Annotated in this window: 10 protein-coding genes; 5 read left to right on the top strand and 5 right to left on the bottom strand. The window is 45.9% G+C overall.

All coding sequences use genetic code 11. The features are described from left to right. Nucleotides 1–12: 12 nt before the first annotated feature. On the bottom strand, nt 13–762 hold the full coding sequence (locus AC1DXC_RS18300; protein WP_477460619.1) for a cytochrome b/b6 domain-containing protein: 750 nt from the start codon (nt 760–762) through the stop codon (nt 13–15). Nucleotides 763–1,168: 406 nt separating this feature from the next. On the opposite strand from AC1DXC_RS18300, the gene AC1DXC_RS18295 reads away from it, so the two are divergent. From AC1DXC_RS18295 to AC1DXC_RS18280, 4 genes are all read left to right on the top strand, one after another. After that, entirely contained in the window at nt 1,169–3,943 is a 2,775-nt protein-coding gene (locus tag AC1DXC_RS18295; RefSeq protein WP_477460618.1) for a TonB-dependent receptor, read from the top strand. A 5-nt stretch (nt 3,944–3,948) separates the two neighbouring features. Further along, complete coding sequence (locus tag AC1DXC_RS18290; protein WP_477460617.1) at nt 3,949–5,361, top strand: hypothetical protein; 1,413 nt, start codon at nt 3,949–3,951, stop codon at nt 5,359–5,361. 140 nt (nt 5,362–5,501) lie between these two features. Beyond that, on the top strand, nt 5,502–7,037 hold the full coding sequence (locus AC1DXC_RS18285; protein ID WP_477460616.1) for an IS1182 family transposase: 1,536 nt from the start codon (nt 5,502–5,504) through the stop codon (nt 7,035–7,037). Nucleotides 7,038–7,274: 237 nt separating this feature from the next. Continuing rightward, nucleotides 7,275–8,363: a metallophosphoesterase family protein gene (locus AC1DXC_RS18280; RefSeq protein WP_477460615.1), complete on the top strand. Its 1,089-nt coding sequence runs from the start codon at nt 7,275–7,277 to the stop codon at nt 8,361–8,363. Between the two features lie 657 nt (nt 8,364–9,020). Here AC1DXC_RS18280 and AC1DXC_RS18275 read toward each other — a convergent pair. From AC1DXC_RS18275 to msrA, 3 genes are all read right to left on the bottom strand, one after another. Next, entirely contained in the window at nt 9,021–9,932 is a 912-nt protein-coding gene (locus AC1DXC_RS18275; protein WP_477460614.1) for a restriction endonuclease, read from the bottom strand. A gap of 418 nt (nt 9,933–10,350) precedes the next feature. Further along, nucleotides 10,351–11,622, bottom strand: a complete 1,272-nt coding sequence (locus tag AC1DXC_RS18270) for a CFI-box-CTERM domain-containing protein (protein WP_477460613.1) — start codon at nt 11,620–11,622, stop codon at nt 10,351–10,353. 313 nt (nt 11,623–11,935) lie between these two features. Next, nucleotides 11,936–12,430, bottom strand: coding sequence for a peptide-methionine (S)-S-oxide reductase MsrA (msrA, locus tag AC1DXC_RS18265; RefSeq protein ID WP_477460612.1), 495 nt, complete (start codon nt 12,428–12,430; stop codon nt 11,936–11,938). Nucleotides 12,431–12,923: 493 nt separating this feature from the next. Here msrA and AC1DXC_RS18260 point away from each other — a divergent pair, with 493 nt between their 5' ends. After that, nucleotides 12,924–14,894 carry a gliding motility-associated C-terminal domain-containing protein gene (locus tag AC1DXC_RS18260; protein ID WP_477460611.1) on the top strand — a complete coding sequence of 657 codons (1,971 nt, stop codon included), beginning with the start codon at nt 12,924–12,926 and terminating at the stop codon, nt 14,892–14,894. Between the two features lie 214 nt (nt 14,895–15,108). Here the strand turns inward: AC1DXC_RS18260 and AC1DXC_RS18255 are convergent, their stop codons facing one another. Then, nucleotides 15,109–16,758 (bottom strand): SUMF1/EgtB/PvdO family nonheme iron enzyme, encoded by a 1,650-nt coding sequence (locus AC1DXC_RS18255; protein ID WP_477460610.1) that lies wholly within the window; start codon nt 16,756–16,758, stop codon nt 15,109–15,111. Between the last annotated feature and the right edge of the window lie 105 nt (nt 16,759–16,863).

The raw sequence follows: 16,863 nt of genomic DNA, 5'->3' as shown, positions 1-16,863 counted from the left end.
TTTTCTTCATCACTATTTGCCAAAAGTTATTGCCCAAATATTCCGCCGAAAGCCCGACCTGATGATCATCATCACGTGTACAAGTAAAAACAACAACAACAATGCCGCCGCAAAAAAGTGGATGGTGCGCGCCGATTGATGCCCGAAGAATATTTTTAAGAGGAAGGGAAAAGACGCGGTGATAGCCGGCGACATGGTAAAGCCTGTTAAGATAACCACCGGAAACAGGATTAAAATGACGAAAAGGTAACTGATTTTTTGCAGTAGCCCATATTTGCCTGTATAGTGCGTTTGCTCGCGAAAATGGGCCATAAAATCGCGCCAGAGTAACTTGAGCTTCAGTTCGCCGCGTCGCGGCGCCAGGTTATCACGTAAATGCCCGCTAAAAATGCTTGTAAGGAGATAAATTACGCCGGCTATAACCAGGAACCACGCTGCTAAAAAGTGCAGGCTGCGGCCCCAGCCGTTTTGGTTAAATATATCATATGTGCGGACCGCGGTTACCTGCTTACCGGTTAAATTCTTAAACGGGATGGTTTTGTCCCAACCGGCATGATGATAGTTACGGCTGATAGGAAGCTCAAACAGTGCCGGAGTAAGGTCGTTGCCCGACTTGCCCCAGTAAAGCCTTGGATGCGACATCAGAATAACATACCCACTAACCGTAAGCGCCATAAAACTTAAAGTAATGATAAAATGCGTGCTTTTAACCCAACGTTTGTGCGAGATAGCTTTGATATCGGAGCTTTGCGAAGTAATCATTTTTGAGCCTGTAATAAGCAACGTTTAGATAAACAGACTAAAGATAAAGTAATTTTAGTGAATCTGTAAAGTACGATTTTTTGGGGCATTCAGATTAATGGTTATGCGGTTTAAGTAATGCTGATATAACTGAAAATTTACCAGATGCGGGTGTTAGGGCTGAAGATGACGTTTAGTGTTGCGTGATAACAGCTAGCGTGAGCTGAGCACAGCATTACCGCCTGCAGCATCAAATTAATGTTAAGTAAGTATAAATAAAACATGCCGGGTTAGCGGGTAAAACGCCAATACGCTGCCCCCGTATTAACTTCATATTAAGGTTTAGACAACATATTAAAAACGGCCTAAAATTCAGTTTTGATACAGTTTTGTCGGGGTTTCTTTGCGGAATAATTAACCCCCAGATATGAAATACTTTTACTTGTACTACAAGTTTTTGCTGTTCTTTTCCCTTGGCCTGCTATTTTCCGCGGCCTCATTTTCACAGTCCATAAAAGGTAAAGTGACTGATGCATCAACCAAGGAAACACTGATAGGTGCCAGTATCCTACTCAAAGAAACGGGTAAAAGCCAAGCAGTACAGCTCGATGGGTACTTTTCCTTTAAAAACCTTAGCCCCGGCGTTTATAATTTGCAGTTCCGATTTGTATCGTATAAAACCAAAGAGCTTAAAGTAACTGTTGAGGCCGGTAAGCAAACTACTTTAAATGTAGCAATGGAGCCCGATACGCGCCAGATGAATGACGTAAACGTTGTAGCTAACGACGCATCTACTGATAAGCGCGCCCGAGTTCTGGAGCTGAAAGCAAACCAGGTGGTTAACATTGTTTCGGCTCGTAATATCGAGATCTCGCCGGATGTTACCGTGGCCAATGTAATGCAAAGGGTTTCGGGCGTAACCATAGAGCGCAGCAGCTCTGGTGAAGGCCGTTACCCCATTATTCGCGGTATGGAGAAACGTTACATCAATACTTTGGTTAATGGGATTAAGATACCCAGCCCCGATAACAAAAACCGTTTCATACCATTGGACCTGTTTCCGGCAGAACTATTAGAACGCCTGGAGGTAAGCAAAACCCTTACGCCATCAATGGAAGGTGATGCCATCGGCGGTACTATAAACCTGGTGATGAAAGATGCACCCGCCCGTACCTTATTCCAGGCTAATTTTGCAGCCGGGTACAATGCCGTGTTCAGCGGCGGCCGCGATTTTCAGCAATTCGACAGATCGACCATCAACAAGCGCTCGCCGGCAGAAATTAATGGCAACACATACGCTGCTACACCAGCCGATTTCCCGGTTAGGAATTTAAATTTTACACCGAAAAGCGCACCGGTTAATACGAACTTCGGTTTAACCTTTGGCGACCGTTTTGGTAAGGACGATAAGTTGGGTTTCCTGATTTCAGGTAGTTTCCAAAACAATTATACCGGTAATAACTCTACCTTCTTTTTGCCAAATGCACAGCCCGGCTTGAATAATATCCCGCAATTTATCGAATTGCAATCGCGCAGCTATTCGCAGCAAAGCAGGCGGATAGGGGTTAACAACAAATTCGATTACAAATTCAATAACCGCAATAAGATCTCCCTGGTGAATATTTATGTAAGGCTGGATGATTATCAAAGCCGCCTTATCAGCGACACCATCGCCCTAAACTCGTTAGTTGATGCACAGGCCCGCACCAGGTGGCAGTACCAGTCTATCTACAATTCAACTTTGCAGGGCGTGCACCAGTTAAATGATGCATTGAAGTTTGATTGGTCTTTAGCGTACTCAACTGCTAACAACCATATCCCGGATCAGGCCGATTTTACACACGAATACCCGGTTACCAAAACATCAACCAGTACCGATATTTTACAAGGCATGAACCGCATCTGGACGCGTAACAGCGATAAGGATTATGCTGCTTACCTAAACCTAACCGATAACTTCAACCTGTTTGGCAAAAAGTTTGAATTGAAATTTGGCGGCGTTGAAAGAAACAAAACAAGGGATGCCTACTACAATTCGTACAGCCTTACGCCCTTTTTAGGTACAGGGACATCGCAAGCCTATACTGATATTAACAGCGCGCAATACGTATTTAAAAGCTCAGGTGCATCACTTTACGTACCGGATGGTAACACCTACACCTTTAAAGAAAATGTAGTGGCCGGCTATGTGCAGGGCAAACTACAGTTGACCGATAAGTTAGAGGCTTTAGGTGGTTTACGTGTAGAACATACCCAGCAAAATTACGACACCCAGTTACCCGATGCAGTTGCATACAAATCGGGCAAGATCCATTATACCGACTTCTTGCCAAGTGGTATTCTGAAGTACAAGTTGAAGGAAAATCAAAATTTAAGGCTGTCTTATTACCGAGCCTTAGCAAGGCCTGGCTTTGCAGAACTGATTCCGGACGGGCAGCAAGGCGAAGTATTCAAAGAGTCGGGCAACCCGGCAGGTTTAAATCACACTACTGCAGACAATATCGACTTTAGATACGAGTTGTTCCCGCATGATGCCGACGAAGTGTTAGTAGGCGCGTTTTACAAAAAAATACAGGATCCGATAGAGTTTTCGGCAGTAAAAACAGGTGTTACATCGCAAACGCTTATACCGCAAAACTTTGGCGATGCACGCAATTACGGTTTCGAAGCAGTAGCAACCAAGTATTTCGGTCCCTTTGGTATCGTGGGTAATTACACCTACACCAAATCAAAGATCACATCAGATAAACTTTTTTCATACCGTACCGATGCCGGGCAAGTAACCTCCCGTATTCAGGCAGAAACCCGTCCGCTGCAGGGTCAGAGCAACCATATTGGCAACATTGCATTGGTTTATAAGAACCCTGAAATTGGGCTGGATGTACAAACTGCGTTTGTTTACACTGGTGCCCGCATAGCCCTGGTGAGCCCATATTACGGACTAGATTACTGGCAGGCGCCAACCAAACAGCTGGATATATCTGTAGAGAAGCGTTTTGCTAAAAAGTTCTCATTCTATGGTAAAGTTAACAACCTTACCAACACCCCTTATATACTGGAGCTGCACCAATCTTATACCGATTATTTAACAGCACCCGGTGCAAGGCCATTGTCGTTACAAACGGATGTAAACAACAAGATCATTGTGCAGAAAGACTTGTTTAAAACCAATTTCTTATTCGGCATACGCTATAAACTATAATCATCATGAAAAATAAAATATATCTCTTCCTCGCACTGGTTTCGGCAGGGCTACTGCTAAACTCCTGTAAAAAAATAGCCGATTACAAAGACCTCTCTAAAGCAGTTGTACTTGTAGCCGCGCCAATTAGCGATGCCGGCTGTTTAATACCCACAGGTTCTGCCACATCGTTAGCCGTAAAGGGTACCATGCTTGCAGGCAAAACCTATAACGTATGCGGTAACCTTATTGTAAACGAAGGCGATACGCTAACCGTACAGGAAGGCGTTACAGTTAACTTTAAGGGCAACTATGGTATTGGCGTTAAAGGCAATATGGTAGTATTAGGCACAAAAGCCAAGCCGGTTTATTTTACCGCTCCTGATGTGGTAAAAACTGATGAGATTGGTGCTAATCCCGCTTCAGACCCTGCGTTTGTTGGTAAATGGACCGGCATTATCGGCGGCCCCAACTGCAAAATGCTTATCATTAAATGGGCGCATATTGAGTTTGGCGGCGGAACCCCAAGCGGAGACATTGCTGTATTATCTAAAAGCCCATATCCAATTTATTTTCAAAACCCCTTCGGCATATTTGTTTTAGAAGATTCCTGGATGTATGGCAGCGTAGATGACCCTATCCGTACAATTGGCGGCAAAATAGCTATCCTGCGCAACACTTTTGAGAAGTGCGGTTATACAGGTGGCGAGGCCCTAAATGCCAAGGCCGGCACCGTTGGCGATTTTGCTTATAACCTTTGTATCGGTATGGCCACTAACGGTCCTAAACTTTCAAACTCTGGTGCCCTAACGGGTGTGCCGGGTTCTAACGTGCGGATGTATAATAATACCATTGTAAACTGCGGTTTCAGGAGAGCAGCCGCAGGTCGCGGCGGCTCTATCAACTTTGAGCAGGATGCCGCTGGTATGGCCTACAACAACCTGATGGTGAACTGTAAATTTGGTTTGCGCGTTGTACAAAACCCGATAGCCGATACCGCCAACCTCAAATACGGTTATAACTTCACCTATGCCGATTCTTTATCTGTAGCTAACCAAATTTATCCATCCTTATCGGTAAGTACAGCTATATCAAAAGCACCGGCTACAGATTTTCCATTACCCTCTTCATTTTTGCCTGCCGGCTGGAAACCCGGCGATGTGTATTCCGCAAATCCAGCGATACTTAAAGCAAACGATCCTCAATTTATCAATGGCCCTGTGCCGCTGCCTACCGGCGCAAAGCTGCGGGATATTGCCACTGTAGGAACATACAACTTTGCTTTGAAACTAACATCGCCATGTATAGGTAAAGGCTTTACCGGCTTTACACCAAAGGGAGAGGTGCCTGTTGATCCTAAATTTGGGGTGACAGAGTTAACCCCTCCCGGAAGAGATATAGGCGCTTACCAGGTGAATGGCACAGGCAATAAACACTAATTAACCAGGAACCAAAAGAGGCTGTATTATAAATCATGATGTAGCCTTTTTTATTTTTGACAAAGCGGCGCGAATTTACTTGTGAATAATTTGCTTCAATCATCTGATTTTCATATATTTATGTTATAAAAAGATGAAAGATGGCACTAAAGCGACCAGTTTTCAAGCCCTATAATCAGCAGCAGGTATTGGCTATTCCTCCTACGCTGGAAGAACTCATTCCAACGGCACATCCCGTCCGTGTTGTAAATGAGGTGATTAACAAGCTCCATATCGAACCTTTATTAGAAGCATATCACATTAGGGGTAGCTCGAGTTACCACCCGCAGATGCTGCTTAAAGTGCTCGTTTACGGTTATGTTACCAATACTTACTCCAGCCGGAAACTGGCGGCTGCCTGTAAGGAAAGCGTTTATTTCATGTGGTTGAGTTCGATGAGTTACCCTGACCATAATACCATCAATCGTTTTAGGGGCGTACGCCTGAAAAGCGCGCTTCGCAGTGTATTTGAAGATGTGGTTAAACTTTTAGCAGAGGAAGGGCTGCTGAGTATCGAAGAGATCAATACCGATGGCACGAAGATCGAAGCCAATGCGAACAAATACACCTTTGTCTGGAAAAAATCTATTGCAACTAATAAAGAGAAAATGGCAAAGCAGTTGTCCGAAATCTGGCTGTATGCCCAGCGGTTAGCTGCAGATGAGGATAAGATGCCCGATCCGCCTGATTTCACTTCTATCGATAGCGGTAAGGTAAAAGTAACCGTAGAGCAATTAAATGAAAAACTGGCCGGCAAAGATAAAATCGACAAAAAGATCAAAGACAAACTGAAGTACGTAACCAAACACTATCCGGCAAACATCGTCAAATATGAGCAGCAGGAAGCTATCCTGGAAGGAAGGAACAGTTATAGTAAAACAGACCCGGATGCTACTTTCATGCGCATGAAAGACGACCATATGAAAAACGGGCAGCTAAAGCCGGGTTATAATGTACAGATATCTACCTCCAACCAGTTCATCGTTAACTATTCCATTCATTCTAATACTACAGACACGAATACATTAAGTGCCCATTTAGCACAGCACGAAGCCAGCTTTGGCAAAGCGCCCGAAGTGCTTGTTGCCGATGCGGGGTACGGCTCTGAGGAAAACTACACGCTGCTCGAACAAAAGGGCACCACCGCCTTTGTAAAGTATGGTATGTTTGATAAGGAACAAAATGAGAACTACAACAGCAAGCACACGTTTGCAACCAACAAGCTTTTTTATAACCAGGAGAAAGATTGTTATATCTGCCCGATGGGCCAGCAGATGAATTACATCGGTACAAGTACCAGGAAAACCAGCAACGGGTTTGAACAAACCGTTAAAAAGTACCAGGCGGGGAATTGTGCCAACTGCCCACTGAACGGTGCCTGCCATAAATCAAAAGTAAACCGCATCATTGAGGTCAATGAAAACCTGAACCGGCTGAAACAAAAAGCACATGGGCTCTTAAACAGTGAAGAAGGCATAGAGCGGCGAAAAAAACGCTGTTACGATGTAGAGCCAACTTTTGGAAACATTAAACAAAACCACGGGTTCAGGAGGTTTATGCTTCGTGGTAAAGCAAAAGTCGAGATAGAATGGGGTTTAGTTGCAATTGCACAAAACCTAAGGAAAAAAGCAGCCTAAAAAGGCTTCTTTTTGACCAGATCCTCATAAAAAAGCGCTTATTAAAATCTCAAATCAATACAAAATCCAGCAGTGTCGCATTAGGCAATAAATACAGAGGCCGCATCATTTGAGTTATGATACGGCCTCTTTTTTTTAGGTACTTATATGAAGACTATTAAGATGAGACCAGTGAAATTGATGATTTTTTTTGGGCTGCTATTTGTAGTGCAGGCCGCTAATGCACAAAAAAAACAAATGCCACGAATACTAAACATGCTATTTAGTTCTGATGCGCACTACGGCTTAACCAGAGCCTTCAGGGGCGATACAGGTGTAACAGGGCATAGTGTAAACGCCGCCATGATAGAACAGATGAACGCCATGCCGGGGGTTATTATGCCGGCCGATTCGGGCGTTAACGGTGGCACGAGGGTGGGGGCGATAGATTATGTGGTGCAAACCGGGGATATAGCCAACCGGATGGAAGGTGGCGTGCAAACAGCGGCAGCTTCGTGGGCGCAATTTGAGCAAGATTACCTGCATGGCCTTAAACTGAAAGGGCATGATGGCAAGAAGGCGCGGTTATTAGTAACGCCCGGCAATCACGATATATCCAACGCGATTGGTTATGGCAAGCCGATGATACCAGCAACAGACCCTACCGCTATGGTGAAGATATACAACCTAATGTTAAAGCCTAAAAAGCCCCTTACGAACGAAACGTATAACTATCATACCCAAAAAATAGATTACTCGCGAAACATTGGCGGCGTGCATTTTATGTTTTTAACCCTTTGGCCAGATTCCGCCCAGCGTATTTGGATGCAGGCCGACCTCGATACCGTATCGGCCGAAACTCCGATCGTCATTTTTACGCACGACCAGCCCACCAGCGAGGCTAAACATTTTACCAACCCCGTCGCCCCGTTTAATATGACCCTGGAAAACAAATTCGAAAACCTGACGGAGGAACGATATAAAGAGGGTGCAATGGCTACAGCCAATGGCGGCAACACAGCAATAGAGCAGCGGGGCTGGGTTGCTTTTTTAAAGAAGCATCCTAATATCAAAGCATATTTTCACGGCAATAGCAACTACAACGAGTTTTATACCTATAAGGGTCCGGATAAAGACGTGGATTTAAAAGTATTCCGGGTAGATTCCCCCATGAAGGGCAAGTATTCGGCAAAGGATGAAACTAAATTATCCTTCCAATTGATTTCGCTGGATCCGGATAAGCAAATTTTAACGGTACGTGAATGTTTATGGGATACCGAGCCCCTGAACAAATCTCGAAAAATTACGATCGGAGCTACAGCTACCATATCGTTAAAGGTGAATTGAGCGGTACCAACAAATTGAACGCGTTACCCAAGCCTTTATGCCAATGACAAAAGTTGATGTGGAAACGCTGAAACGGGCGTATGAGGGGTAAGCTCTTCTAAATTCACTGGTGCCGTTCCCGTCTGTTGAAAACGACCCTGCGGACCAAACGACCACCCGGGGCGTGCAGGGTCCGCTATCGAGAGATGCGGCGGAGACGGAAATCGAGAGACTGCGGAGACAGAACAAATAGCCGCCAAACTGCAAACCCTTACCCTGCAAGGCATCAGCCAGCAGGGTAAGGTACGCCTCGCCGGCAGCCCCTATTAAAAGAGGCGTTTTTAGAAGAAGCAGAATTGGACATGGATTATTTGTTGGCGATATCGGGGTAGGAGGAAGCTGGAAGCTTATATCATTGTAGGACGAAGTTTATAAACTTCGACCAGTGAGGGATATCGGGGTAGGAAGCTTACAGCATTTTAGGGCGATTTACGCTACGCTAAACTTCGGCTAGTTGGTTGTCCAATTCTGCAAACGGATGTAAAAATAAAGAATCTCGACGCGCTATTATGTTATCTTGAAAACAAACTATTCATGCGCAGGAAATAGTCTCTATTTCCTGCCGCCAGTTCTATATAATTCTTTAAAAAAAGGCTGAAAGATACGTGTTGAAATATATTACAGTTTTGAAGTCCAATCTTTCAACTTGTTGAAATCTACCAAAGAAATCTGATGTTTAACGATTTCCGATAATGCTTTTGCTTCAGGCGTAAAATACGAGCTCGTAACCAATATACCTGCAGTAGCGCGGTCTGCGGTTACTGTACCTAAAAGCTCTCTAATTAGTCGTACTCCTACAGGGTTATCAGGCGAGTATCTTTTACATTCCGTATAAATCAAAAAATCTCCGAGGGCGTTATGTGTCAGAATTAATAAATCCTTACCACCATCACGCGTTTGGGGAGTAATAGTCACAGTATAACCCATTTTTTGAAACAATTCAGCTGTATATTCTTCAAATTGACGTGGAGAAAGATTATACATTGAATTTGGGTTTTTCTTAATTAGATTTAAATAGGTCTCATTAACAGCCTTAATATCCGTTATGAGTTTAGGCGTTTGAATACCCGAAATGTCATTTTGATAAAAGACTTCTGCTTGTTTGTTTTCGTACTTTAGGCTTTTTATCCCAAGTTCGCTATAGATTATTCCAATAACATTATCGACCGACTCTGTTTTTGAAATTATAGTAACTCCAATATCCTTAAATCTTTTAACAGTGCTAGAGTTTGGTAGATGCCTAGTATAGGCAAAAAGCTTTAATTTATCACTTTCTCCTCTCAAATAGGAAAGCATACTTATTGACGTATCAATATCTGCCTCGGAACTTAATTGAATATCGACTAAAAGGACATCAATATTTATTTTATTGATATTCTCTATTGCCGAAAAAATATCACGAGTTGATATGACGCTAATCTTATGTTCAGGCTCAAGTATCGAATAATTTCTTAATTTTTCATGAAAGTATTTTATGTCGGACACACTATCATCCAGATATAATACTTGTGGAGGTAGAGATTTATTCATAAAATTAACGTTGTAAAATAAAGATACGCAATTCTATTACAGCATCATATAAAGTTAAAGTATTGCCTTTGTTCTGCCGTTGTTGGTTGTTGTCACTAATAACTTCCCGATGCTCTCAATTCAGCCTGTGGTCGATGTTATCACCGCATTACTTCCATTGCAGCACTTTCGTAGGCTTATATTTACCCATGGATGTGTTATGACCTCGTTAGGTATATTCAGTATGTATCACCGCCACTTCTGGCCTGGATACTCATGCCAACTTCGTGGGCTACCCGCTACCCACCCATTTCGTGAGTATGCAGAGCGGGTAAAAGCCCAACCTATTGGTGACTTCTTCCTTTATAATTAAGGCACGAACCACACGCAGCACCTTGACCGAATATTCGCGCCAAGATGTGTAGTTATCGTTATTCTGTTACTCACCTAAATTAAGGTACTCTTTACGCAATTTTTTTACCATATCCCGGTAAACCGCCTGTGCTTTTTTGTTTTCTTCGGCAAGAATAAGTTGAAGTACATAACTCAGGTAATTCTCCCAAATTTTCCCATAAATCTCTTTGTAATTATATTGCCTGTTAATTGACGCCACAATAGCAGGTGCAAGGCGATAATAGCTGGCAATAAGTGCTTTCCCATGTTTTTGCTTTACCAACCAGCCATCTCTAAATTCTCTTATGGCCGTTAGTTCGGCGCAATCATCCGGTCGCCCCAGCGTTAAACAAGTGGCCGTTGTAATATAGCATCCCCCGCCACCGCCACCTCTACTGCCACCGCCTCTATTTCGCTTTCGGTCTTCCCATTCCTGTTGCCTTCTTTCATTTTCGTGCTGCCGTTGAAGCTTTCGTTCCTCCCATTCCCGCTGGTTTCGCTCACGCTCTCGTTGCCTTTCCTCCCACTCTCGTTGTTTTCGCTCACGTTCTACTTTTCGGGCCTCCCATTCCCTTTGCTTTCGCTCTCTTTCGGCTTTTCGGGCCTCCCATTCTCTTTGCTTTCGCTCATGCTCAGCTTTTTTTGCTTCCCATTCTTTTTGTTTTCGCTCCCGCTCGACCTTCTTTGCCTCCCACTCTTTTTGTTTTTTTTCCCGCTCGGCCTTGCGTAATTCCCATTCTCTTTGCTTTTTTTCGTTTTCAACTTTTTTTTCCTGCCACTCCTTCTGTCGTCTTTCGCTGTCCTTTTTCTTTTCGTGCACTCTTTCCATGGCCTTCCGTGCCCATCCATCCAAAGCTGCTAAAATTGAGGCCTTGTCCTCACGTCCCATTGGGTAAGCGAACGCTTTGTTGCGGGTATGTTTAATCTGCCTGAGCGCTTCATAGGGGTCGCCGTAAACAGCAAGGTCCGAAATGGGGTATAAATCTTGTTTTACGTAGTCATAATTTTGTGAAAATATCTCTTTTCTCCTCGAATCAATCCGATGTTTTGCTTCATTCCATAGTTGCCAGCAGTATTCTAAGTCTTCCTTGGTCATTTTGCCATCGCTCATAGTAACGAGCGCAGTTGCGGTGTTAAATCCATCGTTCCATCCTGGCCGCATGCGCTCGGTAGCGAGCCTAAGAAGCTCGCCAGCTTTTTTTAACGATTCCATACTATTGTCTGACGCGTAGCTATTGGCATCCTGAATTGTTGCGACCACAACTTCTTTTTTCTTTCTGGAATTATTGAGCCTGCTTTCTCTTTGCTTATCATCCATTGGTTAAGGTTTATAAGGTGTAAACGATACTATTGGCTTTTTGTCACTAGGGTATGGCAATGCTGTCAGGTGTTTAGACAAAACAACCGGTATACATACCCTATCTATTGAGTTGTAAAAGAGCCTTTTAGTGTTTCGAATATATTAAATTCCTAATGCAATACGTTGGCTGGGATAAAAATTTATAAATCCTGTCTGTCGCAAGTATGTCTCGTAGAGAAAGAGCGGCGCGTACTCTTACTCCCCTTAATCAACAAGGCCCCAAATCTTCCGATTCAGGGCCTTGCTTATTGTAATGTATTTTCCGGTTGGGTTATTCGCTCAGCGTCCATTCCGGTCGCTCGAAGTGGCAGGTGTAACCGTAAGGGTTCTTTTGCAGGTAGTCCTGGTGTTCGGCTTCGGCGTTCCAGAAATCACCAGCGGGCACTACTTCGGTAACAATTTTGCCGGGCCATATGCCGGAGGCATCCATTTCGGCGATCAGTTGGATGGCGGTGTCGCGCTGGGTATCGTCCAGGTAAAAAATGGCCGAGCGGTAAGAGGCACCGATATCGTTCCCCTGCCTGTTGCGGGTGGTGGGGTTATGTATCTGGAAGAAATATTCGAGCAGTTTGCGGTATGATATCACGGCCGGGTCGAATATCACTTCTATGCCTTCGGCATGCGTGCCGTGGTTGCGGTAAGTAGCGTTGGGCACGTCGCCGCCGGTATAACCTACAACGGTTTTAATAACGCCCGGCTGTTGCCTGATGAGTTCTTCTACGCCCCAAAAGCAGCCGCCCGCCAGTATGGCTTTTTCAGTATTCATTTTCGTTTTTATGATTAAAATCCAATAACAAACGAATTGTTTGTTGTTCGAAGTTAAAGATTATTTTGCTGTGGAGGAATGCGTTGCGGTCATAGGCGGGTAATAAGTTTAAAGGCGTTTGCTCGTGCTTTTTTTAAGCCTCGTTTTAGAGGGCGGTATCAAAAACCCATGTTGCCCAATAGACGGGAGTGAAATTAGATGCAAGGGTTTCTGCGCAAATATAGCGCACCGCAGCAACAACGGCGGTGACACGATTTTGACACCACTCCATAATTTGCAAATGTTTGATTAAGAGAATATTAATAGTGTTCACGGTGTTCACGCGGCGCAACGTGAACACTTTATGAACGCTTTTGAGCCTCTCTCTTTGCGAAGGGTTGGGGCGGGGCTTAATTAGCAGGCCAGTCCTTAAGTAAACCGCGTTGCCTGGCGCGCGCTCCCATATCCGATAAATTGCCTACATTTACCTCCGTGCGCCCTTGCACTATTACCTATGCGCCTGCTTTTTTCTACCATATTTTTTGCTTGTTGCTTGTTTTTTGCCGTAACGGCCGCTGCGCAGGTTTGCAATGGCAGCCTTGGCGCACCGGTAATCAACGAGACTTTCGGCCATGGTACTACCTTCAATCCCGGCCCACCGCTTGCGGCAGGGATTACCAACCTGCGCTATTTTAACGATAACTGCGGCGGCGATGGCGGCGAGGGTGTGTACACCCTGCAAACATCCATGGGTTCATCATGCAAAGGGGGTAGCTGGCAGTCTATCTCACATGACCATACCGGCGACCAGAACGGTTATATGATGATCATAAACGCCGGCGAACAGCCCGACGTTTTTTTTAACGAAAAGGTAGCCGGCAACGCGCTTTGCCCAAACACCACTTACTTTTTTGGTGCCTGGATCATGAACGTGCTGCGCGATTTGCCGCAAACGCAAGGCTATAGGCAGCCCGATATCACCTTCCGCATAGAAACCACGGACGGGCGCGAACTTAAAACCTACAATACCGGTATTATACCGCCCGAAAGCGGTCCCGGCAAATGGGTACAATACGGTACGCTTTTTACCACCCCTGCCGATGGAAGCGATTTTGTGGTGAAGATGATCAACAACGCACCGGGCGGTGCGGGAAACGATTTCGCGCTGGACGATATCACCTTTAGTCCATGCGGTCCGCTTATCCAAACCGGTTTCGGTACCATTGGCGATAATATCGCCCGCAGCAGCTGCAAAGGCGAGAACCTGCTATACACCCTGGTTGCCGATCAGCAAGGCTACGATAGCCCCACCTACCAATGGCAGCAAAACCTTAACGATGGCAGCGGATGGAAAGACATCCCCGGGCAAATCAATAAAAGTACCACCGTCACCATCCCCAATTCGGCACCGGGCAAGTACCAGTATCGCATAGGCATCCTTAACGCCAGCCAAATAGGTTCAGAGGCCTGCCGCATCTATTCGGACCCGCTCACAATAGATGTTTATGCTCCGCCCACCGTAACGCTGGCCAGCAGTATAAGCGGCTGCAGGGGCTTTCAGCTGCAACTGGGTGCAACAGGCGGCGATACTTACGAATGGACGGGGCCAAACGGCTTTACATCTATCAGTAGCAGCCCCACTGTAAGTTACAATGCCAGCCCGGCAAACAACGGCATTTACCGCGTAAGGGTAACGCGCAACGGCTGCGACAGCTACGCCGAAACCACCGTTACCGTGTATGATAAAGCCACTGTGCAGCCCATGGCCGATAAGCTTACCTGCGCCGGCACGCCGGTGCAGCTTACCGCGCAAACTGCCAATGCAACCACCTTTAAGTGGAGCCCCTCCGCCGGGCTCGATCACGACGATATAGCAAGCCCCATGGCCAACCCATCGGCGACAACGATTTACCAGTTGGAGGTGAGCAACGGCGGCGGCTGCCTTTCTACAGAAGCGGTTACCGTGAGGGTGTTGGCGACGCCTGTTGCTGATGCCGGACCTAAAATAAGGATGACCGAGGGGCAAACCGCCCGACTAAACGGTACAGCTAAAGGCGACAGCATTGTGAGCGTGTTTTGGACTCCGTCGGTGTTTTTAGATAATCCGGCTTCGCTTACGCCAACCACCAGCGCTACCGATGATATTACCTATACGCTGCATGTACTGAGCGGTACCTGCGGAGAAAGCACCAGCGATGTGGCTGTGCGGGTTTATAAACTGGTAACCGCGCCTAACACCTTCTCGCCCAATAACGACGGCGTAAACGATTTATGGCACATCAAGAACCTCAGTAGCTATCCCAAAGTGCAGGTAAGCATCTTCACCAAGGGAGGGCAACGGGTGTTCCAAAGCAACGGTTATGCAAAGCCCTGGGATGGAACCAGCAATGGCAAGCAGCTGCCAAATGGCACTTACTATTACGTAATAAACTTAAAGGAAGATAACCTGCAGCCTATATCAGGCTGGGTGGTGGTATTGAGGTAGCCTGAACCGGGATTTTTCGCAGTCGATTGTTTTCCACGGTGCTCAGGATGGCTTCGCCGTTAAGCGGATTAACGGGATCTTAAAAACGATTACCTGTTTACAAAACAGTTTGCTTTAGCACGCATGGCGTAATCCCGTTACCCCGGCAATACAAACAAAAAAGCCGCCCCTGTATACAGGAACGGCTCGCTTGGGGTTAAATGCCCGTAATATCTTATCTGGCCTTGTAAGGTTTTGCCTTTTTAACCGGCAGGTGTGGTTTACCTTCGGGGTGTATCTCAGGTGCGCCTACCATGGTCATGGCGCAACGGAAACCAACTTCGGCGCTGCTTTCGTCCTCGTCCATAAAACGGCGGGTGGCGGGGTTCATCCAAAAAGCCAGATCGTTCCAGGATCCGCCTTTAAATATCTTCGAATGGTCGTTAACCAAAGTGGTTGTACCGTACAAAGCAACATTCACCGAGTCGGCCGCACCACGGAAATCGGGATTATAAGCTTTGCCGCTGTATTTGATGGTGTTCGGCGTGGTCAATGGCACGGTAGCTCCTGTTCCGGGGGCGGGGGTACCACCTGCAACTCCACCGCCGTTAAGGCCCTGCTGCTGCGCTATCATTTCGCTGTATTTTTGTTTTTTATTGGATTTTGCAGGATCCTTTATAGGGCGGCCATACTTATCTTTTGCATAAAGGCCCTTAACCGGATCGGCAAGGCGTTTGTTAGTAAACTCGTTACCGCGGAAGGGGTTGAAGTCTTCCACCTCGTCAAACGATGTTTGGCGGTAAGTATCGGCCACCCATTCGTTTACGTTGCCGGCCATATTGTACAAACCAAAATCGTTAGGCTCGTATGAACGTACAGGTGCGGTAATATCGGCCTTATCGTTCAAACCGCCACCAACACCCGCGTTATCGCCGGCACCGCGTTTAAAGTTGGCCAGTATCAAACCACGTGTTTTACGGCTCGGAGAGCGTACGCCCAGGCCGTTCCATGGGTAAATCTTGCCATCGTTGATGTTTTCGAATTCGGTATTGCCTGCAAGCGATAATGCTGCATACTCCCACTCGGCTTCAGATGGCAGGCGGTAGCCTTGTTTCAAAACGCCATCCTCAATGCGTACGGGCCTGCGCGGGCCACCTTTGCCGTTACCGGCGGCAGCGTTGGGGTTTTGGTCTTTAGGCATATTCTTGCCGTCTATGCCGGCGCCGCGTATCTGGCCGTTCAGGTAAATATCGGTATTGAAAGGATCTTTTAAGCCCGGGCCACCGGTAGTGGCGCCTTTTTTGCCTGCAGCTTGTTTCCAGCTGGTCATGTACTGGTTCTCGCGCAGTATGTTCTCGTTGGTACGGTCGGTACGCCAAACACAATAATCCTGTGCCTGATCCCAGCTAACACCTACTACAGGGTAATCCTGAAAGGCAGGGTGGCGCAGGTAATTTTCTACGTAAGGCTCGTTGTATGATAATGGTTTGCGCCAAACCAGGGTATCCGGCAGGGCGTTGTAGTATAATTCGCCATCGTTGGGGAAGGTAATGTTTATCCAATGCAGGTAATCAAGCCAATCCTGGTTGCTCACCTCGGTCTCGTCCATATAAAACGATGGCACAGTAACCCTGCGGCGTATGTTGTTGTAATCATAGGTAACGTCCTGATCGGCACTGCCGCCCAAAACAAAAGTACCGCCTTCTATGGGCACCAGGCCCGGACCCGGGGTAGGATGTGTTTGCTTAAAACGCAGGTAACCGCCGTTGCTGCGGTCGTTATAGGTCATTCCCGTTTTCTGAGATTGTGGTTTATTACCGCAGCTGCTTAGCAATGTGCCTAAACCCAACAACACTAAAGCAGTACTAGTAAAAAGTGCTTTCATACTTTGCAAAATATCTATTTGGAGGTAAATCTAATAAAAATCAATAATAAAACAGCGCAATAAGCTGCAATTTTTAAAAATTGCAGCCTAACTACTAATCATTTA

This window comes from Mucilaginibacter sp. P2_D11, assembly GCF_056404435.1.
Note: the sequence above shows the minus strand (reverse complement) of the source record. Positions and strands in the feature narration are given on the sequence as shown.

What these genes read in the sequence shown, in the direction of transcription:
- AC1DXC_RS18290 (WP_477460617.1), top strand. Translation starts at nt 3,949, where the DNA reads ATGAAAAATAAAATATATCTCTTCCTCGCACTGGTTTCGGCAGGGCTA.
- AC1DXC_RS18270 (WP_477460613.1), bottom strand. Translation starts at nt 11,622, where the DNA reads ATGGATGATAAGCAAAGAGAAAGCAGGCTCAATAATTCCAGAAAGAAA.
- AC1DXC_RS18295 (WP_477460618.1), top strand. Translation starts at nt 1,169, where the DNA reads ATGAAATACTTTTACTTGTACTACAAGTTTTTGCTGTTCTTTTCCCTT.
- AC1DXC_RS18280 (WP_477460615.1), top strand. Translation starts at nt 7,275, where the DNA reads ATGCCACGAATACTAAACATGCTATTTAGTTCTGATGCGCACTACGGC.
- AC1DXC_RS18275 (WP_477460614.1), bottom strand. Translation starts at nt 9,932, where the DNA reads ATGAATAAATCTCTACCTCCACAAGTATTATATCTGGATGATAGTGTG.
- AC1DXC_RS18255 (WP_477460610.1), bottom strand. Translation starts at nt 16,758, where the DNA reads ATGAAAGCACTTTTTACTAGTACTGCTTTAGTGTTGTTGGGTTTAGGC.
- AC1DXC_RS18285 (WP_477460616.1), top strand. Translation starts at nt 5,502, where the DNA reads ATGGCACTAAAGCGACCAGTTTTCAAGCCCTATAATCAGCAGCAGGTA.
- AC1DXC_RS18260 (WP_477460611.1), top strand. Translation starts at nt 12,924, where the DNA reads ATGCGCCTGCTTTTTTCTACCATATTTTTTGCTTGTTGCTTGTTTTTT.
- AC1DXC_RS18300 (WP_477460619.1), bottom strand. Translation starts at nt 762, where the DNA reads ATGATTACTTCGCAAAGCTCCGATATCAAAGCTATCTCGCACAAACGT.
- msrA (WP_477460612.1), bottom strand. Translation starts at nt 12,430, where the DNA reads ATGAATACTGAAAAAGCCATACTGGCGGGCGGCTGCTTTTGGGGCGTA.